Genomic DNA, 26,144 nt, shown 5'->3' with positions numbered 1-26,144 from the left:
CTCTACGCCTGAGCTTTCCAGAGGTCGCCGTCTTGCTTGTAGTAGATGACTGTGCCGTCGGCAAAGAGCAGCCTTAACATGGCAATCGCCTGCCGCGCCAGGGTCAGCACATCGGTTTCCGTGCCCACCGCTTCGGTAAAGGCCACGAACGCTTCCTGTGCGGCGCGTTCTTCCAACAGCTGTTGGGTGCGCTGGGTCACGCGGGCCTCCAGCATCGCGTTCAGGTCATGAAGAGCTTGCTCCGTTTGCTTTTGGGCCGTAATGTCGCGGGATAGACCGTAAAGTCTGACCGCCGCTCCGTGTTCGTCGCGCTCCACAAACGTATGCTGCTCGACCCACAGCAGTTGTTGATCGTCGCATAAAAAGCGGTACTGCAACACCGATTCATCCCGTTGCCCGCTCCGCAGTTCCCCAAAAGCCTGTATGACCAGTGGCCGGTCTAGGGGATCGACGTGGGCCAAATAGTCGGTCAGCGACGGATTGCCCTGCTGCACGCCCAGGAGTCCCCTCAGTTCGGGCGAGCAATAGCCGGTATTGCTGCGTAGATCAAACTCCCATGATGCCTGACGGGCCGCCTTCAAGGCCAATTGAAGACGCGCATCGCCAGTGTGCGGGAACAACTATAGACCTACCCTACCGCACTTGTTAAAGCCTGTCCGCAGATTTTCGCGAAGCTGCAAGGGGCCAATAGCCAGCAGTATGTAGTCTTGACTACCGACCGTACTCTGATCGCCCTTGCTCCGCTGAGAGGCGTGCCAGAGCCTGTCCAGTGCTGCTTCAGGCGCGGGCCACCACTTCCGCTTTATGCAGGCGTTTTTCACTGTACATTCGTTGGTCTGCCAAAGCGACCAATTCAGAAATGACCGTGCCATCGGCCGGAAAGCTGACTATGCCCGCGCTGGCGCCTACCGCTGCAAACCCCGCGGCGTGCGTTTGCACCAAGGTTTGTTGAATCCGCTGGCGAATGGCCGTGAGGTCGCCGCTTGCGCCTTTGGCGGCAGTGTGCGGCAGCAGCAGCGCGTACTCGTCGCCGCCCAAGCGGTACACCCGGTCTTCGGTGCGGAAGGCCGCCCTCAGCCGTTCTCCAAAAGTATGCAGCAGCGCGTCCCCACGGGCATGGCCCTCGGTGTCATTCAGCAGTTTCAGGCCGTCCAGGTCGAGGATGACGAGAGCAAACGGGACGCTGTGGCGGGTGGCTTCGGCGGACAAACTCTTGAGATCAAGCTCGAAGGCGCGGCGATTGGCCAGCCCGGTCAGGCGGTCACTCAGGGCGGCAGTTTCCAGTTCTTTCAGCCGTTCTTGCCGCTCCAGGGCCATACTGACCGTGCGGGCCGCCGCTCCGAACAACGCCTGATCTTGGGGACTCCAGTCCTTCTTTTGATACAGCCGGACAGCGCACAACATAAATTGCAAGTCGTGTGACCTTGCCAGTGGAACCCACAACACCGACCGCGCTCCCGCCGCGACCAAGTCGGCATTTGCGCCCTCATGTGCGGCGTAATCGCTGACATAGGTGGCCTGTCCAGAGTCGAACACCTGCCACATCAGCCCCTGCCCCTGGTCAAGGCCGCGTGTCATCAGATCCAGATAGCTGCGGCTGGCCTGTCCATTGCTGTAAGCCGTGACGGTACGGGCATGGTCATGTTGGGCCACGATAAGTCCGGCCCAGTCGGTTCCTGCCACCTGGCTGACCAGTGCACAGGCCCGCTGAGCGACTTCCTCGGCGCTCAAATTTCCCTCGCTCAGCTGCGACACCTCGACCAAGGCGCGGGCGTGCTCGGCGGCCAACCGGAGGTCTTCCAGCAAGGCCACCCGCTCCCACGCGGCGCACACGGTGCGTGCCCCGGCTTCCAGTAAGGCCCGCTGGGCACTGCTCCACGACAGCACATGGCCGCGCCGCCCAGCCACCAACACCGTCAGTCCTCGCCCCGGCTTGTGCGGCAAGGGGACAACGGCCAGCCCAGTGACTCCTCTGGCCGCCAGCAAAGGTTCGGTGGTTTGGGCCAGATAGAGCGGCCCCTCGGCGGCAGTTTGCCACAGGTCACTGCTGGCAAAACCGGAATTAAGCGCCAGTTCCGTCTTGAAGTCCTCGCTGACTTGCCCATGCAGGGCCAGCAACCCGGCCTGCCCTTGCTGAACCCGAACCAACGCCAGCCAACTGGCATGGATGGCAGGCACCAGCAGATCAAAGGTGCTGCGGGTCACGTCTTCCAGCGTTTTTGCCCCACTGAGGCTGCGGGTCAGTTCTGCCAGGGTCAGGGCGTCCTGGCGGGCACTTTCGGCTTCCTGTGCCAGCAGCACAAGTTCGGTGGCTTGCTGCTCCAGGGCGTTGCGGGCCTTCACCTGCCCCGTCACGTCGCGCACAATGACCGTTCCGTACTGCACGCCCGATTCGCCCGGCACCGGAAACGTCTGTACCAAATAGGTACGCTGTGCAAATTCAAGTTCCCGAACAGACGGTTGGCCCTCCAACGCCGCCAGATGGTCAGGCTCAAGCGCTAGGGCAATCTTGGGGGGAAAAATCTGGTGAAGGGTTTTGCCTTCCATCGTTTCTCGCCTCAGGCCCACGGCTCCCAGCCCGGCTCCATCGGCCAGCAAGTAGCGCAGATCGCGGTCAAACAACACCACCGCGCCCTCCGGAAAATGGGCGGCCAGTGTGCGGTAACGGGCTTCCCGGTCTCGGATATCACGTTCGGCGGCCTCATGTGCGGTCAGGTCGGTGATGACCGTGATGGCCCCCACCCCGTCTGAACCCACCAGCGGGGCACTGTTGACCACGCCTGACATGACGCTGCCGTCCCTTCTGCGAAACTGAAAATGGGCCTGAGAAAAATTGATCTGAGTTTGCCGCACGGAAGGCGGCGGGGTTCCGGCCCTCTGCGCGATGACCTCTGAGAGCGCCTCCCGCTCGGTTGGAATGACCAGATCGGTGAGACGCTGGGTCATGAGACTGCCGGGAGTGTGATCCAACATGTCGGCCAGAGCAGGATTGACGTGTGTAAAATTCCCCTGAGCATCGGTGACCGCTACGCCCTGTCCCATCGTGTCCACCATGGTGCGGGCAAAATTTCGTTCACGGGTCAGGCTAACCAGCAGGTTGCGGTTGCGGCGCTCCAGCGGGACTAACACAAATACCCCCAACGTGGCGAGCAGCGTCAACACCACTGCGACCCGGCCCCAAGCCAACCGGTTCAAGGTCGTGATGTATCCGGCACTGCGCTGTTCGGCGCGGGCTGTGGCGGCGTCCAGTTGCTTCAGGAGTGGCCCACGCGCCTGAAGGGAGATCCAGCGCAGATCGGCAGAGTCGGCCTGAAGTCGGCCTGCCTGGATATTCAGAATTCGCCTTGTAGCGGCCACAAATGCCTGAACTGAATTGTCGAGATTGCCGTTGTACAGCGCACGCACTTCATCGGCGTCACGGGCATGATACAGACCAGACGCCGGGTTCCTCAGCCGCATATGACTGGCATAGAACGTGCTGACAGTCTGCCCAAGCTCGGCTTTGAGTTCGGCACGCAGGGAGGACGGAAGCAGACTGGCGGGCTGAGCGAGTTCCTGCACGTTCCAGGCGATCTGCTGCGAGAGCATCCGCTGCCGTCCGGCCAGATTCACCAATTGGGTGTCCTTGCGGCTCGCCGTGACCTGAGCCGATAAAATAACATTTGAACCCACGCTCAGGGTCGCAAGCACCACCAGGGTTGTTATGTACGCACGCCTAAGTGTTTTGCCCCCAAAGGTTAAAGTTGGGGTGATACTTGGCCCTGTCATACGGGCAGTCTAAACAGAGCTTCCTGACAAGACTTTGAATTCTATAATCATGAGGCTCTGATCCTGATGTTCCTCGTCCACAAGCTTAACAGGGGTGGGTAACAACACTTCAAGTTAAAGCCGGGCGTTGTTGGCCTGAGCTAAACTTTGTAAAGTGGCGGTCAAAGGATCACTTGCCGTGTGTGAACATACACCCGCCACGCTGACCGTATAAGTTAACCAGTCGCCCCGTTCATCAAAATCACGCTGGACTTCAAGTTGAAGTGTCCAACCAGCCGACATGCCCCATTGCAGGAGATACATCATCAACACTGGCCCGCTTCCCCTCTGCCAGATCACCTGGCCATTGGGGCCTAACGACAGGTGAATCTGGGGATCGGCTGGCATGCCGCCAGGCAACAGGGAGTTGAAGCCAGCAAAGAAGTGTTCCCCTCCTGCACTGGCGACGCGGTGGAGGGCCTGAGGCCAGGTAGCTGCCTGACGGAGTGCATCCAACAGTGGGTCGTTCATAGCTAAAGAGACCTCGTCAATGAGAAAGGCACAAACCGCGTGAATCTTGGTGTGACTTTAGCAGTTCCCGCCGACAAAATTTTCCAGCATGCCATCGGCGGCACTAGTCACAAAAAACTAGCTGACCCACCGCCATCTAAGATCGCCGAACCCTGCCAGGACTGGAGGACGGATCAATAGGGGTGTAGCTCCGTGCGTTGCCAGGTTATTTTTTTGTATATGACACTTGCTTTCATTCTTAGCATTCAAGAAAAACCATTCCCATAAAACCAGATAGCTAAACCCCGTCATAGAAGCACTTAAAACCGCTTGCTCACAGGAAGCCCGAGAAGGGCGATCCAAGATGTTTCGAGAGCTAGAACACCTGGGCATACGCAAAATAGAAAAAAGGGAAAATCGCTAACCATGCAGGGAACAAGTTCGCACTAATCGGACTTAGTTTGAAACCACCAAAGCTAAAGGGTAGAATCCAGCCATGATGTTGGTCGGCTCAAGAATTCATGCTCACAGGCATAGGCAAGTTCCTTCGCTGGTGTCAGAGCGTCAGCCATGAGCCTCGTCCGGGCGACTGGCACCCTCGCCATTTCCAACCTGACAGATCAGGCCTTGCGGGTACGGGCTGTGGAGGCCGCCAGCACTTACGACACCGAAATGTTGATTCAGGTGACGCGGGCCTACATGACCACTGCCAGCCGCAAAGGCGCACGCACCAGCTCCAAAACACTGGACGCCTACGCCTTGGCTGTGAGCGATTTCGTGCCCTGGGCGCGGGACAACGGTGTGCAGTTGCTGCGGCCCGGACGGCGCGACGGCAGCCGCTACGTGGCGCAATTGCAAACTCGGCCTACACTGGGGCGCGGCAAAAGCGGAACGCTGTCTGCATCGACGGTGGCGCAGTATGTGGCAGGTGTGCGTGCCCTCTACCGCGCTCTGCGTTGGGCGGGGGCCACCGAAGCCCAACCTTTCGAAGACGCCCACGTGCCGCCCGACCCCACCCCCGGTATCGTCAAAAACCCGCCCTATATGGCAGAGATCGACGCGGTCTTGGCCCAATGTGAACCGAGATTGGCAGCGCTCCTGTTGCTGTGTGCCCACGCTGGCTTGCGGGTCAGTGAGGCGCTGGGGTTAAAGGTGGCCGATATCGATGGCGCACGGCTGACGGTTCGGGGCAAGGGGGGCAAAATACGGCGCGTGCCGCTAGGCAAGCGGGTGCGGACAGCTCTGGCAGGCTTATCTCCCTTGACCGCAGCCGGACAATTGTTTGATTGGAATTACGCGCAGGCCACCTATCAGATGCAGAAGGCGTTTCGAGCGGCAGGGTACGGGCATGTGTGGCGCGGCTTTCACGCGGCGCGGAAGCATTCTGGGACGCGGTTGTACACGGCAACGCGGGACTTTACGCGGGTGGGGCTGTTTTTGGGGCACAGCAGCGTAGATACGACTCGGCGTTATGTGGCGGTTCAAGATGACGACGTAGCGAGTGAAGTGGAGTTTTTCTAGGCGCTGATTGAGGGGAAGAACAGGGGGCCATGCTGCAGAGAATGATTGATCTGCAGCATTGTTATTCCCCTGTAATACACGAATCAAAAGGAGACGGACAGGCCCCTAAGAGCCTGCCCGTCCGTCATCGACCCAGTTTTTTAATCTGAGTTACTCTTCATTTCTGTCGATCAGTTGCGGCCCCGGCGGGCGCGTTGTGGCCCCACTCGGCCTGCGCCAACGCCTGCGGCCGGAGACGAACCGACCGACCGCCCTGACGACTGGCCCTGTCCGGACGATTGCCCGCCCTGCTGAGACCTGCCCTGGCTCTGGCCGCCGCGCTGGCCCCCACCTTGGCCTCGGCCTTGGCCGCCGCCACCGCTTCCGCCCTGTTTTTCCTGAATTTCGCGGTCAACCTGGCCTTCTTCGTTGGTCAGGGGGGGTTGCAGGGCAGCGGGTAGTCCACGGCGCACGCCTTGCCATAGACCGCGTTGTTCGGGGATGAGGAGCACGAGGTTGGTTCCGGGCTGGCCTGCACGCGCCGTCCGGCCCGAGCGGTGGACGTGGTTTTCGGAGGTGGACGCCACGTCCATATGAATGACGAGGCGCACTTCGGGGAGGTCGATGCCGCGTCCGGCGATGTCAGTGGCGATCAGCACGCGAGATTTGCCGTTGCGAAGCAGACCCATCACATGCTCGCGCTTTTTCTGATCCATGTTGCCTTGCAGGGGGCTGACCACGTCGCCGGGCAAGAGGTCGGCCAGGTGTTCGGCGCGGCGCTTGACGAGTGCTTTGGTGCGGCAAAAAATAACCACACAGCCGCCGGGTTCGCGCAGGGCTTCGCGGGCGTGGTTGGCGGCGATGTCCAGCACGTTGCCCCGCGTCACGTTGATAAGAAGGTGGGTCGCTCCAGTCGCTCCGCCCATCACGTCCTGGTCGGTTTTGCCGCCCTGCTCGGCAGACAAGGCCGCCCGGTCAGGGGCAATGTCGATGCGCTTGGGCTCATGCATAAATTGCTCGGCAATATTGCGAATGGCGGCTGGAAATGTAGCCGAGGCCATCGCCAGTTGCAGAGCACGCGCTCCCGTACGGCCCCGGTGTTCGGCCTGCGCCTGGGCCGCTTGGCCTTTGGCGGCACGCAAAATGTCGCCCACGTCTCTGAGAAAGCCCAGCGACAACAACTCGTCGGCCTCATCCAGCACGACGTATTTCAGCCCCGCAAGGCTGAGTTCGTTACGGCTGATCAGGTCTTTGAGGCGTCCGGGGGTTCCGGCGATCAGGCCCTTCCCGGTGGCTTCGCTGCGAGTCTGCGAGGGCGTGATGCCGCCCGTGATTCGGCCTGCCGACATGCCCAGTTCGCGGGCCACGTCACGGATTTGCACGGCCAGTTCGCGGGTAGGCGTGACCACCAGAACTTCGGGGCGCATCCCGCGAGTGGTGCCCATGCCGATGCCGCGTGCGGCGGCAGGTATTAGGAACGCCAGCGTTTTGCCGCTGCCGGTGCGGGCAGTGGTGATCACGTCCTGGCCGTCCATCAGCGCGGGAATGGCTCCGGCCTGAACGGGCGTGGGGGTGCGGCCACCCAGCAGGGTTTGCCAGGCGACGGGCTGTGCGGGGCGCTCTAACGTGGCTGTGTTGCCAGAGTTGTTGGATGGGGTACGGGCATTTGAAGCATTACGGTTATAGGTCATAGGGCGTCCTAAGCCGGCGCACCCGGCCTAAGCTTGGGCCTAGGGAGGGGCGGGCATGGATGGATGCGGCGTCAGGCAAGGGCCGCAGGCGGAAAGGGCAGAACGTTGAATACCCCGCCTGAGAGGCCCAACCGCGCAGCAAGACTCGCCGCACACCACGTTTCCGGCAGGGCCACCACAGACAGGAGGCCAACACAACACGGAAACTGCAGGATCGATAAAGAGAGAATCTAGGCCAGAAACAATTCTTTTCAGCGCAATTACTGTCTTGATGTCTCCGGTCTGAAGTGCAACAGAAGACACCGGGGCTGAACGCCACCCGCAAGCGCGGGGATTCACAAGGAGCATTGTACCTGATTCCGTTCTGGACAGGGCGTGACTACGTGAGGGACGCGCGACCTCCTGTTGAGTCCGTCGCACTTAGCATTGCGTGTCTCCGGGACAGCACCACACCCGCTCCGCAAGCGGCTCTACGAGTCCATTTCCATTACAACGTACTTTCTTCGATATTCACTTTGCTCGGTTCATCTATCGATTACCTTCGGCTTACCTGGTTGCACTCAACAACGGCTCCGAACCGCTGCGCTGACTCTGAAGATTTGTTCAGCTTCGTCTGATAGGTGCCTATATGCTTAAATCTGGCTTAACGTTTGGGCCGATCTGGGGGGCAAACCGCGCAGGATGTGGCCGGGGCCGTCTGCGACATTCTGATGGAGCATCCTCACGACGCGCCTATGGCGTTGTTATATCTGACCACCCCGGCGGACGACGAGGAACGGCAGGAGAGTTTGCAGGTGGCAGCAGCGACGCACTTGGAAGAGATGCGGGAAGCGGGCGTACCCGACGTCCTGCCCTTCCCAGAGAACGCACAAGACCTGCACTTGCTGCACCGCGTCTCTCCTTTTCCAGCTCCAGTGTGGCTGGAACCCATAACCCAGGTGGCGGCCTTGCCCCTGCTGCACAGCGACGGGGCAACTGTGTTGGGCCTGTTGGTGGTCGGTCTGAATCCCCGTAAAAAGTTTGACGGGCCGTACCGAATGTTTTTGCAGGTGTTGCGTAGGCAGGTGGCCTCCGCCCTGATGAGCGCTCATGCGTTTGCACTGGAGCGTGCGCACGTAGAGCAGGCCCGGCAGCAAGCTGAACTCTTGGCCCGCCAGAATGCCCAGTTGGAAGCCCGCGCCCGTGCGCTGCAAGGATTCAGCGACCTGACCCATGACCTGAATGTGAATACCCCGCCGCAAGCGTTGGCACAGCGGGCGCTGGAAGGGCTGATGACGCGACTGCCTGAAGGCTACGCTGCCTATATTTGAACTGCAAGACGGCCACTGGCATGAGCTCGCCCGCGCCGGACAGTACGGCGACCCAAATTTGACGGCGGCAGTGGCAGCGGGCCTTCCCTATAACGCGACCCACAATTTGCGTCTGCCGTGGGAAACCGGGGAACCTTACCAGAGCCACTACGACACCAGAACCGGCAGCTTACCGGGCAGTACCTCGCATGTGCAGGCCACCGCGTGTTTGCCGGTCTTGGCGTCGGGGCGCTTCATCGGGGTCATTGGCTGCGGCCTTTTTGCGGGGCAAACGTGGAACGCCGAAGACCGCGCTGTCGTCGACACTATCGTGCAGAGCCTCGGACTTGCCATCGAGGGGGCGCAGAGCGTGGCAGCCCTTCAGGAGCGCACTGCAGCATTGGTCAGATCGAATGCCAAGTTGGAACGCTTCGCGTCGGTGGCCTCGCACGATTTACAGGAACCGCTGAGAACCATCACCAACTTCAGTGCGCTCCTCAAAAAACGGCATGGCGAAGACCTGAACGACAACGCCCTGAAATATCTGGACTTTATTCAGTGCGGCGGCCAGCAGATGAAAGCTCTCGTCGGCGATCTGCTGACCTTTTCACGCCTGTCGGAGGAGGTGACAGCCTACGGAGCCGTGCCGACCAGTGAAGCTGTGTGGACCGCGGAGCGGTGGCCGAGGCCGGGGCGACCCTTCAGACGGCGGGATTGCCTGTGGTGCGCGGCGATTTGCCCCGGCTGACGCAACTGTTTCAGAACCTCCTGGGCAACGCCATCAAATTCAGGCAGGAGGGGACTGCACCAGAAGTGGGCGTGAGTGCAGAACGCGAGGGCACCTTCTGGCACTTCCGCGTCACCGACAACGGCATCGGCATAGAGCCGGAAGCCTTCGAGCAAGTGTTTGTGATGTTTAAGCGCCTGCACGCCTGCGACGAATACCAAGACTCCGGCTTGGGCCTCTCTACGTGTCAATGCATCGTGGAAGACCATGGCGGCAGAATTCTGGGTGGAATCGGCGCCGGGTCAGGGCAGCACCTTTCAATTCACGTTGCCCGGCGCTGCCGAAGCGCCCTGAATCTCGCCGCACTCCATCTCACTGCCCTGCATCTCACTTCAACAGGACGCTGAATTCTGAGGGACTGAAGTAGGGCACACTTAACATTGCGCGTTTCCAGAACATCACCGGAACCGCTCGATTCCCAGTGCGCCTTACGTTCTTCGTTTCTCGCTCCGCTCGGTAAAGCTAAAGCTTGACTGCAAGGGACTTAATTCTGTCGCCTGGCTGACCGTACCGCACACTCTCCTGAAGGGCGAATAAAAACCATTGATGCCTAGGCCGCTGCTCCAGGAGCCAAATTTATTGTCGGTCTTGTCAACGTCGCGGCTCTTCCCAGCCCAATTCGTTGTTTAATAGGGGTCTCTAGAGTCGGCAAACAGGGTTCGGTACCCCATTCGGCACACGATTGGGCCTTTTCTGGGCTGTGCAATTGGTTTCAGCCTGCCCTCTATTTTGGAGTGATCCTATGCCTGATACCCCGGTGCATGCCCCCGTCTCCCCAGCAATGATCGTTCGGCAGAGCAGCCCAGCCAATCTGGAATTTCCGTTCCACACACTGTCGGAACGTCTGACACCACCGGGCCAATTTTATGTTCGCAGTCATTTTCCGGTGCCCGAACTGAATGCCGAGGAGTGGCGATTGGAAGTAGGCGGTTTGGTCGGCCAGCCCCTGTGTCTCACGTTGGCCGACCTTCAGGCCATGACCCCGCACACGGTCACGGTCACGCTGGAATGCGCGGGCAACAGTCGGTCTTTCCTGACGCCCAAGGTGGCGGGCGTCGCGTGGGACTTGGGTGCTGTGAGTACCGCCGAGTGGACGGGCGTCCCCTTATCTGCCGTGCTGGAGCGGGCCGGACTGCAAGCCGGAGCACGGGAGGTGGTGCTGTGCGGCGCAGACCGAGGCTGTCTGGATGAACCCGCCAAAACGCCGGGCATCATCGCCTACGAGCGCAGTCTTCCGCTGAACAAAGCGCAGACCGATGTGCTACTGGCTTACGCCATGAACGGCGAACCGCTGACGCCGCAGCACGGGTATCCGGTGCGGGCCATCGTGCCGGGGTGGTACGGCATGGCTTCTGTCAAATGGCTGACTGGCATATGCGTGACTGACACGCCATTTCAGGGATTTTTTCAGACTTTGGATTACTCATACTGGGAAAGCGTCGGTTCCCTCTCGCCGCAGATGACGCCGCTGTCGGTGATGCAGGCCAAGGCCCAGATTGCCCGGCCTGCCCCCGGCGAAACCGTCGCGGCCGGGAAACCTTACGTCATCATGGGCGCGGCGTGGACAGGAGAAGCCAAGATTATACGGGTAGAAATCAGCACGGACGGCGGGCAGACCTGGGCCGAAGCCGAACTGACCGACCCCGCCGAGGCGCATGTGTGGCGGCGGTGGCGGTACTTGTGGCATGCGCCTGATCCATCCGGAACAGTGACCCTGCTCGCCCGCGCCACCGATTCGTCGGGGCAGACTCAACCCACCAAACACACGCCGGAGCGCGGCAAATACATGATCACGTTCCCGCTGCCTATAGCGGTGATGGTGGAATAGAGATTCAGAAGGGAGATCAAGCAGGCCGCAAGTCCTCTGCGCTTTGGTCAGCAAAAACGGGCGTGGCCAGGTTCAGTGCGTGGGTGCGAATATCGGCGGGCCAATGGGTGCTGTGTTCAGCAAATGCCGTGCCATCACGGGCGTACAGGGCGCGGGTGGCGGCTTCAAAGTGCGGCAGGTTTCCGGCCACCGCGCCCAGAAAACGGTCTGTGGCGACCTGTGCCTGTTGCACCCGCTCCTGACCGGGGTTTTGCTTGCGGGCCTCATCTACCAAGCGGCGTAGGGTTGCCGATGCACCGCCGCGTTGCAGTTCCAACCAGGCCCAGTGCCGGGGCAGCAACGAGATTTCACGCGAAACGATGCCCAGTTTGGGCCGTCCGGGGCCAGCTTTGGCCAATGCGGGAGACGCAACAGCAGGCAGAGGCGCTTCCCGGTCCAGCACCTCGGAGAGCGTCCCGCGTAGATTGAAATCCATCTGTCGTCCGCTATGATTTTCAAAAATCAGTACGGATGAGTTGGCGTCAAGCGGTTGAATCTGGGTTTTGAGGTAGGCCAACACTTCGCGCAGAGCGCCCGTTACCAGGTGCTGAGAACCGTGAAAGGCCGTGTAGGTGGGCAATTCGTCCATAGGTGAATACTATCCGGGTAAAATAAGGATGTCAATATCACCTGGGTAGAACGAATGGCTTAGGCGGCTTGCTTTGGATGCTGGGTGTCCAAGTGCACACAGGAGCCGCTGGGGAAAACTTCTGTTCTACGCTGCGTCGTCTGTTTGAACCTAATTTCAGATATCTGTGGATGAATCAACCGCCAAATTGTAATTTATCTCTAAGTCTGGTGATCTTTTTCCGGCTTTTGACCAGTAACGTTAGACTTGATACAAATTACAAACAAGCCAAACTTAAACTTTGTTCTAAGAATTTTATCATTGTACTAGCGCGTACTTTAGTGAATGAGAATGGCAATTAGATTCCTTTTGTCGGTAGATCAAACAACTTGACGGCCTGACAGTTCGTTTTCTTACTTTGGCATCCTTTGTTCTCAAAGGAGCAAGCTGTTTTGTTTTTCGAAGGAGTTCTTATGAAGAAGATTTTTGCACTGACCGCACTGATGTTTGTCACTCCCGCCCTGGCCGGAGGCGGAAGCGCCGTTCCCTCGGGCAACACGATTGCGGCTATCGTTTCTAACGACCCGAATTTCAGCACCTTGCTGACCGCTGTGCAGGCCGCAGGCTTGGCGAGCACCCTCAGCGGAGCTGGCCCGTTCACCGTGTTCGCGCCCACCAACGCCGCGTTTGCCAAAGTGCCCCAAGACCAACTGAATGCCCTGCTGAACGATCCCGCCGCGTTACGCGCCTTGCTGCTCTATCACGTCGTGCCGGGCCGCGTGACCGCCGCACAAGTGGTTACGCTCAACAGCGCCAAAACCGTGAACGGAGCCAACGTGACTATCGCAGTCAACGGCGGTACGGTGACCATCAACGACTCTACGGTCACCGCAACCGATATTCGGGCCAGCAACGGCATCATTCATGTGATCGACACGGTGCTGATGCCCTGAGGCAACCCCCTTTTAAACGGAGCAGGGGAGCAGCGGCCAGCAGGCTGTTTCTCCCCTGCTTTCTCACATACAGTCTTGCCCCGACTCGCTCCTGACCGTTCCCACCTTCCCCTGAGAGACCTGAATCTATGCCCCCATCCACCCTATTTGTCTCGATGTTGTCCCGCTGCCTGACGGCCTTACTCCTGCTCGGCGCAGTTTCAGCTTGCAACCCTGCCCCGAAAAGCTCGGCTTCGTCGGAGCCTGTGCCGTCTGCTGTATTGGCGAAGGTACCTGCTTCGGCGGTGCCCAGTTCGGTTGCACCTGTGACGGTTCCCAGTGGGGAAGAAGCAGGGCGAGACGCGCCGCGGCCCACAGAAATTCAACTGTTGTGGAGCGTGCCGGAACCTCTTCTTCAAGGTGGAGAAGTTTCGCGCCCACTGGTAAACCGTTCTCTAACCTTGCCCCTGACCGCCCAGCAGGTGAGCGCTGTCCAGATGAATACAGTGCAGGCAGAGGGGCGGGCGGACGGACAGCAGAGCGGAGGTGGGGTAGAAACGCTTCGGCCCACGCTAGAGACGCTCTACGCGCAAGTAGAGGCGCGGCAGCCACGAGAAATCCGCTTCGTGCGGCAGGGCAACGGCTGGATCGGTCAGGCCCAAACAGGCTGGAAGGTTGACCGCGCCGCCACCGAAGCTGCCCTGCTGCGTGCCGTGCGAAGGGGCGAACGACGCAGCACCCTGTCGGTCAACCTGGTGGCCCCGGCAAGGAGTGTGGCCTGGGCCGCCGCTCAGGGGTTGGCACATTTGGGGACCGGTGAATCGTCGTTCACGGGCAGCCCTGACTTCCGGGTGCATAACGTGCGGGTCGGGGCCAGCCGGGTGCATGGCCTGTGGATGGCCCCCGGTGCCGAGTTCAATTTTAACCGTTCTATCGGCGCGATCAGTGCCAACACAGGCTTCCTGCAGGGCTATGTCGTAACGGGCAATACCCTGAGCATAGAGGACGGCGGCGGGCTGTGTCAGGTCAGCACGACTGTGTTCCGGGCCGCCTTCCGCGCCGGGCTGCCTATTACCGAGCGGCACGCGCACTCCTATCAGGTGGGCTACTACGGCGACCCTGGCCTGGACGCCGCCGTATACGCGCCCAGCAAGAATCTGCGCTGGCGCAACGACACGGCTGGGGTGCTGCTCGTGCAGGCCGACTGGGACATACAGGCCGCCCGCCTGAGCGTGCATCTGTTTGGCCGCCCAGACGGCAGGCAGGTGCAAATTGGTGAACCAAAACTCTCTGGCACACGCACCGCGCCGCCGCCCACTTTTATTGCCGACCCACAGATGGCTTCGGGCACAGTGCGCCGAATAGATATGCCTGCGGCGGGCGCACAGGTCACGGTTTCCCGGCAGATCAAGTTTGCAGGGGGCCGCACCCGCAGCGAGAACCTGCCCAGCACCTACCGGGCTTGGGGCGGCGTTTTTGCTGTTCCACCGGGAGATGACCGTTTAAGCGGGCCGGAGTAGAGCATTTATCAAAAGAGTTGTTTGTTTTTGACTGCACTATGGGAGAGGCGCGGAACAGCTTGAATGCTCCGCGCCTGCGCTGTTGGCCCACAGCTAAGGCTTGATTTTGGGAGACAGAGCCACGATTGAAAACCAGAACGTTTCGAATGACTTGATGACTTCCACAAATTCACTGATGGTCACAGGCTTGGGAATATAGGCGTTGGCGTGCAGGTTGTAGCTGCGCCAAATGTCGCTTTCGGCTCTGGAGGTGGTCAGCACGATCACCGGAATATTGCGGAAGTACTGATCGAGTTTCAGAATGTCCAGCACTTCCAGGCCGCTCATACGCGGCATATTCAGATCAAGCAAAATCACGTCTGGGGTGGGTTTTTCGGCGTACGGGTCTTCTCGCCGCAAAAAACGTAGGGCTTCTACACCATCTTTGGCTACATGCAAATGATGGAGAAAATCGGCCTCCGAAAAGGCTTCCTCCGTCAGCATGACATCGGCGGGATTGTCTTCGACCAGCAAAATCTCAATAGGCTTCATGCAAACTCCTGAGCAGTCAGTGAACGGACAGCGGGTAAACGCCCTTCGCTGGGGCAGTTATAGCGGGTATGGCCGGACAAACCAGTGACAATGCTTAAATTCTAGCCGACTGGGAAACGGAATTTAAGGCGGAGAGGGAGGGGCAGAGCTTGCTTCTGGCGGGCCGTCACCCCCTACAGCAGGCGACAGATCAGCGGCTCCTGGACTGGCGGGAGCGGGGGGAACAGTAAACGAGAAGGTGCTGCCCCGGCCAAGCATGCTGGTCAGGTCAAGCGTGCCGCCGTGCTGCTCTACAGCAGTACGCGTGACGGCAAGGCCAAGGCCACTGCCCTCGTATTCGCCGGGGCCGTGCAACCGCTGAAACACGCCGAAAATCCGGTCATGGTACTGAGGCTCGATGCCGATCCCATTGTCCTGAACGTGAATCCTCCAGTGGTGGCCTTCATCTGTTGCCCACACTCTGAGCAGTGGTGCCCGCCCCTCGGCACGGAATTTGAGAGCGTTGCCGATGAGATTCAAAAAAATGTGCCGCAACAATTCCGGGTTCCCCACACAGAGGGCAGAGGTTCAATTTGAATCTCTGCGCCCTGAACTTGCAGCTGTAGGTCGTCAAGCACTTTTGCCACCAACTCGGCTGTATTCACCGCAGAGAAATTGCGCCCGACTTGTCGCACCCGTGAGTAGGCCAGCAAGTCCTGAATCAGGTATTTCAGGCGCTGCGTGGCCGAAATGGTAAAGGCGATGTACTGGTCAGCGCGGTCATCGAGTTTGCCCGAATAGCGTTTAGAAAGCAGTTCGGTGTAACTGCCGATGGTTCTGAGGGATTCTTGCAGATCGTGGCTGGCCACGTAGGCAAAGTGTTCTAGCTCGCGGTTGCTGCGTTCGAGCGCCGTATTGGTGGTTCTGAGCGCCTGCTCGCGCTCCTTCACTGCGCCCGCCATGATCTGAAATTGTTCCCCCAATTCGCGCAATTCCAGCAGGGGCGTGAGCGGAAGGCGGTCATCGTAATTGCCCGCTGCCATCTGCCGCGCCCGCGCCGTCACGTCCTGCACGTTGCCCGCAACCGTTCTGGCCGCCCGCACGGCAGTCAGGATCAGCAGCAAAATACTCAGCAGCAGGCCCAGCAAAGTCACGGCCCGCACATTGCGGAGGGTGTCGGTACTGGAGAGAAGCGCCGCCCTCAGATGAGCATTTTCTCTTTCCTGCATGGTATTCAGCGTTTGCCGCGCCTCATCGAGCGTGCGTTTGCCGCTGCCGTCGCTGACCAACCGCACGGCGGCGTCTAGAGATTCTCGGCGGGCCGTAATTTCGGGAATGGCCGCCTGACGATCCCACGCTTCTATCAAGAGGGCCACCCTATTCAGGGCCACCTGCTGTTCACTGGTCACACTCGCTTCCCGCAGAGCCGCGATATGGCCGGGCAAGATTTTTTTGGTGGTCGTGTACGGCTGTAAAAAGGCCGCAAGACCTGTAATCACGTAGCCGCGCTGCCCCCGTTCTGGGTCGGCGGTATCGCGCAGAAGGGCTGTGATAAGAGTCACCCGCGCCTGCGCTTCACTGACCAGCTTGGCGCTGCGGGCATTGCGGTCTACGGCAAACAGCACCGAAATGCCCACACACAGCAGCAGCAACAGGGGCAACCAAAAAGGCCGCAGAATAAACGTGGAGAGCGGTTGGCCCGGCGAAGAATACGGGGCTTCCCTCTCCGTGTTCTGGTCTCTCTGATCCGCAAAAGATGTGCCAGGAGGATGATGCTGAGCCGACATGCCTCCGGAGTGCAGAAGAAAGCCCTGATGACCGCTGTACTTTTTTAGTGGTGTGAGATAAATGTCACGTCTGAACCAGCTCGCTTTGCACCCTCACGCGCCGCCAGATCCTGGATAGCGTTCAGGTCTGACCCAACTCTGGCCTGTACCGACTCTATGTTAGAGGCTGGTTCGTACCTGCCACAATTCTGGAAACAGCACGATCTCTAGCGCTTTACGGAGGTAGCCCACGCCGCTCGTACCGCCGCTGCCCGTTTTAAAGCCAATGGTGCGCTCCACAGTCGTCAGGTGATTGAAACGCCACGCCCGGAAATTGTCTTCCACATCAAGCAGTTTTTCGGCCAGTTCGTATAGATCCCAGTATCGCTCTGGGTTGCGGTACACCGTCAGCCACGCCTCCAGCACCTGGGGGTCTTCTACAGGCTTCTGGGAGAAGTCGCGCTGCAACACTTCGGCGGGCACTGGCAACCCCCGCGCCGCCAGCAGTTGCAAGGTCAGGTCGTACACGCTCGGCGCTTTCAGGGCCGCTTGAAGAGGATCGAGGAGGTCGGCGCGGTGGGCGTGGGGCCGCAGCAGGGCCGGGTCGCGGTTGCCCAGCAGCACCTCGACCATGCGGTACTGCGCCGACTGGAACCCGGACGCCCGCCCGAACGCGTCACGGAATTGCAGGTAATCGGCAGGCGTCATGGTCTTCAACACGTCCCACGCATTGGTCATCTGCTGCTGCGCCCTAACGACCCTGGAGAGCATTTTCAGCGGCGTATCGGTCACGCCAGCCGCCAGCAGGGTCATGGCCGCTGTCAGTTCGCGCACCACCAGTGACATCCAGACCTCCGACACATGATGCACCGACACGAACAGATGCTCGTCGTGCGCCTGGGTCACGGGCTGATGGGCCGACAGCAACGTGTCTATTTGCAGGTATTCCACGTAACTCAGCGCCCGCGAGAAATCACCGTAGGCACGTTCGGCAGAATTTGGGTCTGGATCGGCGGGGGTGACGGGACGGTGGGAATCGCTCATGGGCTGAGCGTACTCCTAACAGGCGGGCCAGAGCTAGAAGGGAGCTGAATGGAATGACCCGCAAGTCGCGGCGACCAACATCGACCGTATGGAACGTCAAATGCACAGAACAAGGGTTCCGGGGTGGTGAGGCTGAGAGGCAGTGCTTGTCCTCTCACCTCAGCTCTGACCACTCGCCCTCTTCACTTGGCCTAGTCGCTCGCCAAGCTGGCCCGGACGGCCTGACGGCGCTGCTTCACTGCGTACATCCGTTGGTCAGCCAGTTCGATCAGGGCCAACCCGGACGCCTCGCTGCTCTGCGCGATCCCCACGCTGACGCCCCTGAGCGTGGACACCTGCCGCGCCGCCAACACCGCCACATCCACTTGTTCGTGCAACTCGTCTTCCTCGGTTCTGGCCGAGAGCAAGATGAATTCGTCGCCGCCAACCCGGTACAGATCGGCGGCGTTGCCCAGGTCTACGGCCAGTGTTCCAGCAAATACTTTCAACACTTTGTCGCCCTGGGCGTGGCCCTCAGCGTCGTTCACTGTCTTCAGGCCGTCCAGATCCAGCACCGCCAGGGTAAAGGCCTGATTGTTGGCCCGGCGATCACTCCTGTCTTGCTCCAAGGCCCGGCGGTTCAGCGCCCCGGTCAGGGGTCTTGGCGGGCTTCCTGGAGGGCCGCGTCCATCACCAAACGCCGATCCAGCGCACTCCTAACGCTTCTGCCCGCCGCTTCCAACAGCGCCCGGTCACTGCTGCGCCAGTGGGTCACGGCATTGTCTTTCAGGCGCACCGTCATCAACAAAGAGGTGACGGTGCCGCGCGTACCCAGCGGCAGCCACGCAATTTGCCCAATGCCCGCAACAACGACTTGTTCTACGGCATTGGGATGGGCCGCGTAACCTTCCAGGTACAGCGGCGCCGTGGCGTTCTTCAGGGCCGAAATGATGCTGCTGGGCCAGCCAAACAATTGTTCAGGCACGGCCTGCGCCGCAGCGGGCAAACGGGGGTGGGTATAGGCAACCTCCATTCTGATGCAGTCTCCCTGAAACCAGACCAGGCCGGTGTAGTCGGTTCCCAGCGCTTCGCCCAGTAACCCCGCCGCCAACGTAATTTCTTCTGGGCCGAGGTCAAGGTCCATCAGGCTGCTCACGCCTTCCAACACCCGGCCATGTTCCAGAATCCGGCGCAGCTCCTGGCCCACTTTCTCCTGTGCGCCCAATTCGCGGCTCAGGTGCAGATTCTTGATTCTGAGTTCCAGTTCATCTACGACCAGCGCCGCCAAATCCTGAAGGGCCGCCACGTCGGCGGGCGTCAAGGGGTGAGGTTGATCGTCCAGCACACACAGCGTGCCGATGCGGTATCCACTGGGACTGGTCAGGGGCGCGCCTGCATACATATGAATGTGCGGTGAATGTGCGGGTCGCCCGTAACCAACGGGTTGTGGGAAAAGCGGGGATCAAGGTGAGCGTTCTCGATGACCATTGGCGTGTCTTGCAGAATCGTCCATGCACACAGCGCATCGGTACGCGGCATACTCACCGGACTCGCGCCCACCGCCGCCTTGCCCCACAAACGGTACTGATCTACAAAATTGACCATAGCAACGGGGGTTTTGAGCAGGTGGGCCGCCAGCCGGGTGATCCGGTTAAACGCTTCTTCCGGATAAGTATCGAGCATTTCGTACTGAGCCAGCGCCAACAGCCGGGCGTATTCTTGGTCGGGGAAAGGAGCACCGGGTAATGCTCCAGCAATAACTTCTAGAACTTGACCCTGTTGAAGCGAGGGACGAGCACACTGGAGAGCACCATGGGGAAACCACGGAAAACCTGGACGACCAACATCAAAGAAGCCATGGTTCTGAGCGTCTTGCGGGGAGCGTTGGGCGTGGCAGAAGCGGCCCGACAGAAGTCTGGTCGGCAGCTTCGGCGTTCAGCGCGGGCAGCGACAAGAAGCCCAGTGCCCCCAAACGGTAATTCAGGGTCACGACCACCACGCCGTATTACTCGGCCAGCACACTGCCGTCGTAGGCACTGCCCGACCCCAACGTAAAGCTGCCTCCGTGCAGCCACACCATCACGGGCAGGCGGCTGTCGGCGGTGGCCGATTTGGGCGTCTACACATTCAAAAACAGGCCGTCTTCGTTGCCCTGCACCTCTCCGGGCGTCACTCCGGCCACCGCAAACAGGCCGAGGGCAATCTGAGGACACACCGACCCCGGCTGGCTGGCGTCACGCGGAACCGTCCAGGTCGGCGCGGCCCGCGGCGGTTGCCAGCGCAGATTGTTCACTGGCGGCGTAGGGAATGCCCAAAAAGCTGTTAGCGGTGCCCTGCCGTCCGGTCACTGCGCCCTGATCGGTCTGTACGGCCACTGGGGTCTGCGCTGCTGCGGTCTGCGTAACTGTGGCCTGATCCTGTGCAGTACACGTCAGGAGCAAAGTCATTGTTGATAGCCGGGAGAATACTGTTCTCAACATAGTCGACCTCATAGTTGGCCTCTAAGAGCAGAGAGAAAAGGAAAACTGCATCCACCCAACGACATCAACACCTGCTGTCAACACTTGTCATCGACACTGGGGAGTGTTCATCAAAGTAAGCAGGCTCACTAACATAGTCTGTACGGATTGGGGCAAATCAGAGTCGCGGGCCGAAACAGCAGCGAAGAAGAGGGGATTTTTGATCTCTGAGCCGTAGTTTATGCCAGCAACGGCCTGTCCAGTCCTCTTAAGGTCTACCAGACATATTCAGCCCTGCGCACCGCAGATTGATAGGCTGTGGGTCTGATGATCTCGCCGCGACTCTCTTCCCCTCTAGCTGCCAGCCATTGCTATACCACCGCCCGTACCCAACCTGACTTGGACGCAGGGCAATGAGCGGCGGTTTGGTGGCTCTGCTCGACGATGTGGCGGCCATTGCCAAGCTCGCCGCCGCGTCGCTGGACGACATCGCGGCGGCGGCAGGCAAGGCGGGCACCAAGGCTATCGGCATCGTGGTCGACGATACGGCGGTCACGCCACGCTATGTCACCGGGTTTAGCCCAGACCGGGAACTGCCAATTATTTGGCGCATCGCCAAGGGGTCACTCCGCAACAAGATCGTATTTATTTTGCCTGCCGCCTTGCTGCTCAGTCAGTTTTTGCCCTGGGCCATAACGCCCCTGCTGATGCTGGGCGGGGCTTACCTGTGCTACGAGGGTGCAGAAAAGCTGTACGAGGCGGTATCGGGGCATAAGGAAGCGCCAGATGCATCGGCGGCCAAGCTGACCAGCACGGCGCACGAGCAGACGATGGTGGCCGGAGCCATTCGCACCGATTTTATTTTGTCGGCAGAAATCATGGCGATTTCGTTGGCCGACGTCGCTGACCAACCATTCTTTTCCCGCGCCATCATTTTGATCTTGGTGGCCCTAGCGATTACCGCGTTGGTGTACGGCCTGGTCGGATTGATCGTCAAAACCGACGATTTTGGCTTGAAACTTGCTGGAAGCGGTTCGGGTGTGGCTCGCAGCATCGGGCGCGGCCTGGTCAAAGGCATGCCCGTCGTGATGGCGGCGTTGTCGGTCATCGGCACGGCGGCCATGCTGTGGGTGGGCGGGCACATCATCATAGACGGCCTCGACAAGTTCGGTGTGGGCGGGCCGGCCCACTTCCTGCATGACCTGGCGGTAGGGGCGGGCGCGGCGGTGCCTGCGGCCAAAGCTGTGGTGGAATGGCTGGTCGACACCCTCGGTTCTGCAGTGGTGGGCGTGGTCGTTGGGGGTATCATCGTGGCCGTTATGCATGTGCTGCCCCGCAAAAACAAGCACTGAGGGCTAACCCCGATGTCACGATAAAACGAAGTACGGACTCCGAACCGAATCCCAACACTCCGGGATTCGGTTCGGAGTCCATATCATTCATGGCTCACAGCTCAGCGCCAAATGAGGGCCGAACTTTTTCGAGTGGTTTTGACCTCCTACCTCAGGGTGCCGGACTCAATTTGTAAATGGCATTGGCGTAGTCATCGGAGATCAGGATATTGCCCGCTGCGTCTGGCATGGCATCTACCGGGCGGCCCCAGCGGACTTTGCTGGCGGCGTTGGTGACCCAGCCCGTGACCAGATCTTGCTCTGTGCCCGCCGTGCCCTGCGCTGTCCACGGGAAATACACGACTTTATGGCCCACGAACGCCGAGCAATTCCAACAGCCGTGCAGCCCGATCACCGCGCCGTTGCGGTAGGCGGCGGGTACCTTGGAACCCTGCAGGAACGTCAGGCCCAGCGGGGCAGAGTGCGCCTGAATGCCCTTGCTGATGCGGTCGATCGCGCCGCAATTTAGCTTGCTGCCATCGGCGTTGTTTTGCACGTCGCGGTCATAGGGCATCAGGTCTAGGCCCGCATCGGGGTTCGGGTTGCAGTAGGGCCAGCCGTAGTTGCCGCCGTCGCGGACGCTGGTAAATTCTTCGGGTGGATGGTTGTCCACATACGACTGAATGACCTTGCCGTAATCGTCGCCGGTGCCATCGTTTTGCCAGTCGTTGTGGAACGGGTACGCGATATTGTCGCGGTTGTTGACGGCCACCCACAGCGTATTGGTGCCCGGAACCACCGCCAGTCCCTCGGCATTGCGGATGCCCTGTGCAAACAGGCGGCCCCCGCTGCCATCGGCGTTGTACACATAAATCGCGGCGCGTTTGAAGGCGGCGGTCACATCGCTGGGGCTCGCATTGGTGGCCGAGGCAACCGAGACATACAGCCTGTGACTGCTGTCTATAGCGATGTTTTTGAGGGCGTGCGAATAAGCGCCCTGAAGTTCTGGCGTGCTGTTGTCGGGCAAGCTATTGACAATCACGCTGGCACTGCGCCGGGACGTGTCGCCCGCTACATAGACTGAACGTGAGATCTTGCTGCTCTCGGCCAGATACAGGTAACTTACGCCGCCCTGCACGTCCAGCACGAGGTCGTGTGGGGATGAGAGGCCACTGGCGAACTCGCTGACCACGCCTACACCGCCTGCGTCTGGGCGCACCAGCAGCACTTTGCCGGTGCTGGGCTGAGACACCAACAAGTCACCGTTGGGCAGCGGCAGCAAAAACCGGGCCTTATCAATCCGGGTATACACCGAAATCTTGAAATTCGGCGGCACTTTTAGTGTGCGGGCCACATCGAACGGCGCGGCGCGGAGGCTAGCGGGCACGCTGACGGTTACATTCACACTGGCGGCAGGTGGCGGGCCGGCGGCAGGCACACTGCACGTTAGGCGCGCTCCTGCCCAGTCGGCATGGTCATACGATTTGCCGTCTCCGGCGTCTGTCACGACCAGTTTCAATTCGTTTTTACCCGCTACACTTACATTCACGCTCTGGGTGGCACTGCTGCCCGTCATTCGGCCCGAATCGAACAGCTTGGCCCCATCCGCAAAGACCTGGAAAACCACGGAACCTTGAGTTTGTCTGTCTATTTCATCGTCCAGGCCGACATCGGTCACAAACGTGGAACACTGCCCGCCCAGCGCATAGGAGATGCTGGACACCGAATGCACGCCCAGGCCTTTGGCGTACACCTTGCCGTTCAGGGTCAGCGCCCGCCCATCGCCCGCCGCCATTTCGCCGTTGCTGCGGTCACGTTCGACTGGCCCCCACCCGCTGCTGGCCGAAGTCCAGTTCAGCGCCGACAGGTCGTTGCTGCCAGTGACGATGCCCAAGCCCTGAAGCGGCGGTTGGGAGTCTGTCCAACTGCGGTCTATGCCATCTGCGTAGGGGTCTGTGGCTCCGGGCTGTGGGTCGGTCTGGGCGGACTGCTGCGAACAGCCACCGAGCAGCAGGCCAGTGACCAGCAACAACCCTTGAGCACGAGTGGCAAAACGGGACGGGCGTTGCAGGACCATCGGAAGCCTCCTGTTGAGTACCGAAGAAAGAGCCTGAGGGCTGGAAGATCGGGAGAGGCCAGTCTAGAAATCCCCGCTTCGCTGCGGGTGTGAAGCGGGCCATAAGTTACTCAGAAAATGCCGGATTGTGCGGAAGCTGAGCAGAGTCAACAAAGCTGTGATTTCGGCTAAGAAGGTATTTGGGCCGTGCTGGACAGCGCAGTTGGAGATGACGCTCCCCTCTAGGCGGCAGGTACACTCAAGAACTTCATGAACAGTAATTCTAGGCCGCCAGCCCATGCAGGAGACAAGAAGCCAGCCCCGACATCCGGAACTGGCTTCTGGAGATTCAACGTGAATCAACAGGGTTGATCTGTTGTGTTAATCAGCTGGGGCGGGGGCCATCAGTGGGGCCGCCCAGACGAACTTCAGTTCGGGCCGGAGCCACAGCCTCACGGCGACCAGACAGGCCAGCCAGGCCCAGCAGACCGAGCAGACCAAGCCAGTTCCAATCAAAGCCATCATTATTATTGTTAGTCGTCTGAACAGTTGTATCCGTCCCGGTGGTTGCCGTGTCGGTGGTGTCTTGTGCGTAGGCCGGAAGCGGCGCGAGGGTCAACATCAGGGTCAAAATCAGGGCTTTTTTAGGTAAGGTCATGGGGCCTCCGCAGGCTGAGAAATCAGTAGTGCTGAACGTGAAGTCAAGCGCCGTTAGCGTTTGTTCTGCTGGTTGTCGGTGTCGCCTGTAATGCGGGCGTCACCTGTCTGGTTTACGTCCAGCACTTCACGGCCCACCGTGCCCGTCACCTGCTCCTGCGTGGTCACGACGCGTTTGCCAATTTCGACCTCTTCAGTTACAAAGGCTTCCTTGCTCACGTTGGCGCGCTCGGCTTCCACATCCACCCGGAGCGTTTCGGTGCTGCTGCCCATCTCCACCTGACCCTGGACTGGGCGCGAGTCGGTCACCGCATGGCGCTCAATGATCACTTCCTCGTGCATTACAGGAACCTGCACTTTTTCTTCGTGGGTTTCCACATGCTTGCTGACCTGCACACTGCCCGCCATGTATTTTTCTTTGTTCACCGACAGGCGTTCTTCCAACAGTTGCAGGCGCTCCGGCGTCTTGAACATCCGGTCATTGGTGTCTTGGTCACGGTAGTTATACGTCTGGGCAGTTGTGGCCGTTTGGGTAGGCTCAACCGCCGCAGTCTGAGCAGCCATGCTCATCTGGTCTCCGCGCAGCACGCGCTCATCGCTGCTCTGGGCGTCGAACGTGTAGTCTTCGTCGTCGCTGTAGCGGTGGAGAGAAGACAGTTGACTTGTGGTGAGATCGTCGAAGTACACACCGTCGTCTTCAAAACGGGCGAGGCCGATGGGCAGCAAGACTGCGCCGTTCAGGTCGCCGCCATTCTGGTCGACGATCAGGTACCGCAACTTGCCGTAATCATCGTCTACGAGGGCGTCACGTACCATACCCAACTGCTGGTGGCCGGACAGAAAAGCAGGGGTGCCCACTGGACTGTACATGCCCGTGTCCTGAAAGTCGGCGCTGTGTTGACTGGAAATCTGAGAAAGTCTATGCAAATGGGTCATGTTCGCTCCTTGAGGGTGAAGACGTACTCCGTGAATGGTGGCATTTCACTTCACTGTCTTTCCCTGAGAACAGATTCAGACCTATTTAGTTTTAGACCATTGGATGTTTACTTTTGTCACGTTTCTTTGGCAAGCTCGGTCGTTGTCAATCGGATCATAGAGAATGATTACGGTAAATGCCGTATTAAAAGCTTTCAAATCCCACTCAAATAAACAGTCGCTAATCCAGATCCATATCCGGTTGTAGATTCCGATAAAAGCTTTGTTGGTGGGGGAAACTCGATTCGGCTGCCGAGTTAATGAAAACTCAATCCAAAGATTGTGAAGTCCCATTCCACAGGAGTTGAACGGCTGATTTTAGTGACGCAATAAGGCATTCACTGCGTCCTTAATGGCCCGCCTGCGCTCGGCGTGATCAATCTCCTGTTCCGAACCATCCATCAGCAGGGGCCGGGTTTGGGTCAGGGCAATGACCAGATCAAGCAGGATGTTGGGCGGGAAAGTCGCGCTCAGCAGGCCGTGTTCCTGTGCCCTCCGGATTTCGGCCACCTTGTGACGGTTGGCTTCTACAACCGCGTCTGTCTTCATGCCCACCGCGCCACGTTCCAGGCCGTCCCACACACCGATTCGGAACACTTCTGGGTACTTCTGAAACTGGTCGAACAGGCGGGCGGCGTATTCTGCGAGGTCATGCACGTCTACCGGAACGTCATTCATATTGCGAACGATCAGGGCGTCGAATACGGCATCGAATAACTGGTCTTTGCTGTGGTAGTAAGCATAGATCATGGCTTTGTTGCTGCCCGAAGCTTTTGCGATTCGGTCTATGCGTGCGCCAGCAATGCCGTAGCGGGCGAATTCGGCGGTGGCCGCCTCCAAAATCCGTTGCCGGGTAGCTTGGGCGTCTCTCTTCACACATTCAGCATACAACCAACCTGTTGTTTGACTTCTGAAAACCAAGCTGTTGTAATGCATCCACCAAGCAACCAGTTGGT

At 59.6% G+C, this 26,144-nt stretch carries 25 protein-coding genes and 1 pseudogene; 8 read left to right on the top strand and 18 right to left on the bottom strand.

The genetic code is table 11. The features are described 5' to 3' along the window. Positions 1-2: 2 nt before the first annotated feature. The 3 genes from M1R55_RS27110 to M1R55_RS27100 all read right to left on the bottom strand — a co-directional run bounded on the left by M1R55_RS27110 (position 3) and on the right by M1R55_RS27100 (position 4,155). Positions 3-581 carry a PAS domain-containing protein gene (locus tag M1R55_RS27110; RefSeq protein ID WP_249396348.1) on the bottom strand — a complete coding sequence of 193 codons (579 nt, stop codon included), beginning with the start codon at positions 579-581 and terminating at the stop codon, positions 3-5. A 196-nt stretch (positions 582-777) separates the two neighbouring features. After that, the gene (locus M1R55_RS27105; protein ID WP_249396347.1) at positions 778-3,768 is read right to left on the bottom strand and encodes a diguanylate cyclase domain-containing protein; all 2,991 of its coding nucleotides are present in this window, start codon (positions 3,766-3,768) and stop codon (positions 778-780) included. A gap of 114 nt (positions 3,769-3,882) precedes the next feature. Beyond that, entirely contained in the window at positions 3,883-4,155 is a 273-nt protein-coding gene (locus tag M1R55_RS27100) for a hypothetical protein (protein ID WP_249396346.1), read from the bottom strand. Between the two features lie 672 nt (positions 4,156-4,827). On the opposite strand from M1R55_RS27100, the gene M1R55_RS27095 reads away from it, so the two are divergent. Next, complete coding sequence (locus tag M1R55_RS27095; RefSeq protein WP_249396345.1) at positions 4,828-5,778, top strand: site-specific integrase; 951 nt, start codon at positions 4,828-4,830, stop codon at positions 5,776-5,778. 170 nt (positions 5,779-5,948) lie between these two features. On the opposite strand, the gene M1R55_RS27090 is transcribed toward M1R55_RS27095, so the two are convergent. Then, positions 5,949-7,448 (bottom strand): DEAD/DEAH box helicase, encoded by a 1,500-nt coding sequence (locus M1R55_RS27090; protein WP_249396344.1) that lies wholly within the window; start codon positions 7,446-7,448, stop codon positions 5,949-5,951. A 650-nt stretch (positions 7,449-8,098) separates the two neighbouring features. On the opposite strand from M1R55_RS27090, the gene M1R55_RS27085 reads away from it, so the two are divergent. The 4 genes from M1R55_RS27085 to M1R55_RS27070 all read left to right on the top strand — a co-directional run bounded on the left by M1R55_RS27085 (position 8,099) and on the right by M1R55_RS27070 (position 11,352). Beyond that, positions 8,099-8,758 carry a hypothetical protein gene (locus tag M1R55_RS27085; RefSeq protein ID WP_249396343.1) on the top strand — a complete coding sequence of 220 codons (660 nt, stop codon included), beginning with the start codon at positions 8,099-8,101 and terminating at the stop codon, positions 8,756-8,758. Positions 8,759-8,816: 58 nt separating this feature from the next. Beyond that, positions 8,817-9,485: a GAF domain-containing protein gene (locus tag M1R55_RS27080; RefSeq protein ID WP_249396342.1), complete on the top strand. Its 669-nt coding sequence runs from the start codon at positions 8,817-8,819 to the stop codon at positions 9,483-9,485. Next, positions 9,416-9,871 carry an ATP-binding protein gene (locus M1R55_RS27075; protein WP_249396341.1) on the top strand — a complete coding sequence of 152 codons (456 nt, stop codon included), beginning with the start codon at positions 9,416-9,418 and terminating at the stop codon, positions 9,869-9,871. Before M1R55_RS27080 ends, M1R55_RS27075 begins: the two co-directional genes overlap by 70 nt. A gap of 395 nt (positions 9,872-10,266) precedes the next feature. After that, complete coding sequence (locus M1R55_RS27070; RefSeq protein WP_249396340.1) at positions 10,267-11,352, top strand: sulfite oxidase; 1,086 nt, start codon at positions 10,267-10,269, stop codon at positions 11,350-11,352. A 16-nt stretch (positions 11,353-11,368) separates the two neighbouring features. On the opposite strand, the gene M1R55_RS27065 is transcribed toward M1R55_RS27070, so the two are convergent. Further along, entirely contained in the window at positions 11,369-11,980 is a 612-nt protein-coding gene (locus tag M1R55_RS27065; RefSeq protein WP_249396339.1) for a DUF2239 family protein, read from the bottom strand. Between the two features lie 452 nt (positions 11,981-12,432). Between M1R55_RS27065 and M1R55_RS27060 the strand changes: the two genes are divergently transcribed. Together M1R55_RS27060 and M1R55_RS27055 are read left to right on the top strand one after the other, a co-directional pair. Beyond that, the gene (locus M1R55_RS27060; protein WP_249396338.1) at positions 12,433-12,912 is read left to right on the top strand and encodes a fasciclin domain-containing protein; all 480 of its coding nucleotides are present in this window, start codon (positions 12,433-12,435) and stop codon (positions 12,910-12,912) included. Between the two features lie 305 nt (positions 12,913-13,217). Then, entirely contained in the window at positions 13,218-14,411 is a 1,194-nt protein-coding gene (locus M1R55_RS27055; protein WP_249396337.1) for a VanW family protein, read from the top strand. Positions 14,412-14,504: 93 nt separating this feature from the next. Here M1R55_RS27055 and M1R55_RS27050 read toward each other — a convergent pair whose 3' ends face one another. From M1R55_RS27050 to M1R55_RS27010, 9 genes and pseudogenes are all read right to left on the bottom strand, one after another. Beyond that, complete coding sequence (locus tag M1R55_RS27050) at positions 14,505-14,942, bottom strand: response regulator (RefSeq protein ID WP_249396336.1); 438 nt, start codon at positions 14,940-14,942, stop codon at positions 14,505-14,507. Between the two features lie 123 nt (positions 14,943-15,065). Beyond that, on the bottom strand, positions 15,066-15,494 hold the full coding sequence (locus M1R55_RS27045; protein ID WP_249396335.1) for an ATP-binding protein: 429 nt from the start codon (positions 15,492-15,494) through the stop codon (positions 15,066-15,068). After that, entirely contained in the window at positions 15,458-16,708 is a 1,251-nt protein-coding gene (locus M1R55_RS27040) for a CHASE3 domain-containing protein (protein ID WP_249396334.1), read from the bottom strand. The genes M1R55_RS27045 and M1R55_RS27040 overlap by 37 nt, the downstream gene beginning before the upstream one ends. A gap of 159 nt (positions 16,709-16,867) precedes the next feature. Beyond that, complete coding sequence (locus M1R55_RS27035; protein WP_249396333.1) at positions 16,868-17,731, bottom strand: tryptophan 2,3-dioxygenase; 864 nt, start codon at positions 17,729-17,731, stop codon at positions 16,868-16,870. Between the two features lie 191 nt (positions 17,732-17,922). Continuing rightward, on the bottom strand, positions 17,923-18,339 hold the full coding sequence (locus tag M1R55_RS27030) for a GGDEF domain-containing protein (RefSeq protein ID WP_249396332.1): 417 nt from the start codon (positions 18,337-18,339) through the stop codon (positions 17,923-17,925). Between the two features lie 23 nt (positions 18,340-18,362). Beyond that, positions 18,363-19,112, bottom strand: a complete 750-nt coding sequence (locus M1R55_RS27025; RefSeq protein ID WP_249396331.1) for a hypothetical protein — start codon at positions 19,110-19,112, stop codon at positions 18,363-18,365. Next, positions 19,091-19,414 carry a GAF domain-containing protein gene (locus M1R55_RS27020; RefSeq protein ID WP_249396330.1) on the bottom strand — a complete coding sequence of 108 codons (324 nt, stop codon included), beginning with the start codon at positions 19,412-19,414 and terminating at the stop codon, positions 19,091-19,093. The genes M1R55_RS27025 and M1R55_RS27020 overlap by 22 nt, the downstream gene beginning before the upstream one ends. Positions 19,415-19,715: 301 nt before the next feature. Further along, positions 19,716-20,003 (bottom strand): annotated as a pseudogene (locus M1R55_RS27015) (carboxylesterase family protein). Then, complete coding sequence (locus M1R55_RS27010) at positions 19,945-20,157, bottom strand: hypothetical protein (RefSeq protein WP_249396329.1); 213 nt, start codon at positions 20,155-20,157, stop codon at positions 19,945-19,947. Before M1R55_RS27010 ends, M1R55_RS27015 begins: the two are co-directional and overlap by 59 nt. Positions 20,158-20,582: 425 nt before the next feature. Between M1R55_RS27010 and M1R55_RS27005 the strand changes: the two genes are divergently transcribed. Continuing rightward, the gene (locus M1R55_RS27005) at positions 20,583-21,521 is read left to right on the top strand and encodes a DUF808 domain-containing protein (protein ID WP_249396328.1); all 939 of its coding nucleotides are present in this window, start codon (positions 20,583-20,585) and stop codon (positions 21,519-21,521) included. A gap of 151 nt (positions 21,522-21,672) precedes the next feature. Here M1R55_RS27005 and M1R55_RS27000 read toward each other — a convergent pair whose 3' ends face one another. The 4 genes from M1R55_RS27000 to M1R55_RS26985 form a co-directional block, all read right to left on the bottom strand. Continuing rightward, positions 21,673-23,577 (bottom strand): NPCBM/NEW2 domain-containing protein, encoded by a 1,905-nt coding sequence (locus tag M1R55_RS27000; protein WP_249396327.1) that lies wholly within the window; start codon positions 23,575-23,577, stop codon positions 21,673-21,675. Between the two features lie 364 nt (positions 23,578-23,941). Next, on the bottom strand, positions 23,942-24,214 hold the full coding sequence (locus M1R55_RS26995) for a WGxxGxxG family protein (protein ID WP_249396326.1): 273 nt from the start codon (positions 24,212-24,214) through the stop codon (positions 23,942-23,944). Between the two features lie 53 nt (positions 24,215-24,267). Next, entirely contained in the window at positions 24,268-25,149 is an 882-nt protein-coding gene (locus M1R55_RS26990; RefSeq protein ID WP_249396325.1) for a DUF2382 domain-containing protein, read from the bottom strand. A 357-nt stretch (positions 25,150-25,506) separates the two neighbouring features. Further along, positions 25,507-26,064: a TetR family transcriptional regulator gene (locus M1R55_RS26985; RefSeq protein ID WP_249396324.1), complete on the bottom strand. Its 558-nt coding sequence runs from the start codon at positions 26,062-26,064 to the stop codon at positions 25,507-25,509. Positions 26,065-26,144: the final 80 nt, after the last annotated feature.

It is taken from the genome of Deinococcus sp. QL22, from assembly GCF_023370075.1.
Classification (GTDB): Bacteria; Deinococcota; Deinococci; order Deinococcales; family Deinococcaceae; genus Deinococcus.
Note: the sequence above shows the minus strand (reverse complement) of the source record. Positions and strands in the feature narration are given on the sequence as shown.

Bases quoted from the DNA above. Each gene is read 5' to 3' on its own strand.
- M1R55_RS27105 (WP_249396347.1), bottom strand. From the start codon at position 3,768: ATGACAGGGCCAAGTATCACCCCAACTTTAACCTTTGGGGGCAAAACA.
- M1R55_RS27100 (WP_249396346.1), bottom strand. From the start codon at position 4,155: ATGCCAGCCGATCCCCAGATTCACCTGTCGTTAGGCCCCAATGGCCAG.
- M1R55_RS27095 (WP_249396345.1), top strand. From the start codon at position 4,828: ATGAGCCTCGTCCGGGCGACTGGCACCCTCGCCATTTCCAACCTGACA.
- M1R55_RS27090 (WP_249396344.1), bottom strand. From the start codon at position 7,448: ATGACCTATAACCGTAATGCTTCAAATGCCCGTACCCCATCCAACAAC.
- M1R55_RS27070 (WP_249396340.1), top strand. From the start codon at position 10,267: ATGCCTGATACCCCGGTGCATGCCCCCGTCTCCCCAGCAATGATCGTT.
- M1R55_RS27065 (WP_249396339.1), bottom strand. From the start codon at position 11,980: ATGGACGAATTGCCCACCTACACGGCCTTTCACGGTTCTCAGCACCTG.
- M1R55_RS27060 (WP_249396338.1), top strand. From the start codon at position 12,433: ATGAAGAAGATTTTTGCACTGACCGCACTGATGTTTGTCACTCCCGCC.
- M1R55_RS27050 (WP_249396336.1), bottom strand. From the start codon at position 14,942: ATGAAGCCTATTGAGATTTTGCTGGTCGAAGACAATCCCGCCGATGTC.
- M1R55_RS27040 (WP_249396334.1), bottom strand. From the start codon at position 16,708: ATGTCGGCTCAGCATCATCCTCCTGGCACATCTTTTGCGGATCAGAGA.
- M1R55_RS27035 (WP_249396333.1), bottom strand. From the start codon at position 17,731: ATGAGCGATTCCCACCGTCCCGTCACCCCCGCCGATCCAGACCCAAAT.
- M1R55_RS27025 (WP_249396331.1), bottom strand. From the start codon at position 19,112: ATGTATGCAGGCGCGCCCCTGACCAGTCCCAGTGGATACCGCATCGGC.
- M1R55_RS27010 (WP_249396329.1), bottom strand. From the start codon at position 20,157: ATGACTTTGCTCCTGACGTGTACTGCACAGGATCAGGCCACAGTTACG.
- M1R55_RS27005 (WP_249396328.1), top strand. From the start codon at position 20,583: ATGAGCGGCGGTTTGGTGGCTCTGCTCGACGATGTGGCGGCCATTGCC.
- M1R55_RS27000 (WP_249396327.1), bottom strand. From the start codon at position 23,577: ATGGTCCTGCAACGCCCGTCCCGTTTTGCCACTCGTGCTCAAGGGTTG.
- M1R55_RS26995 (WP_249396326.1), bottom strand. From the start codon at position 24,214: ATGACCTTACCTAAAAAAGCCCTGATTTTGACCCTGATGTTGACCCTC.
- M1R55_RS26990 (WP_249396325.1), bottom strand. From the start codon at position 25,149: ATGACCCATTTGCATAGACTTTCTCAGATTTCCAGTCAACACAGCGCC.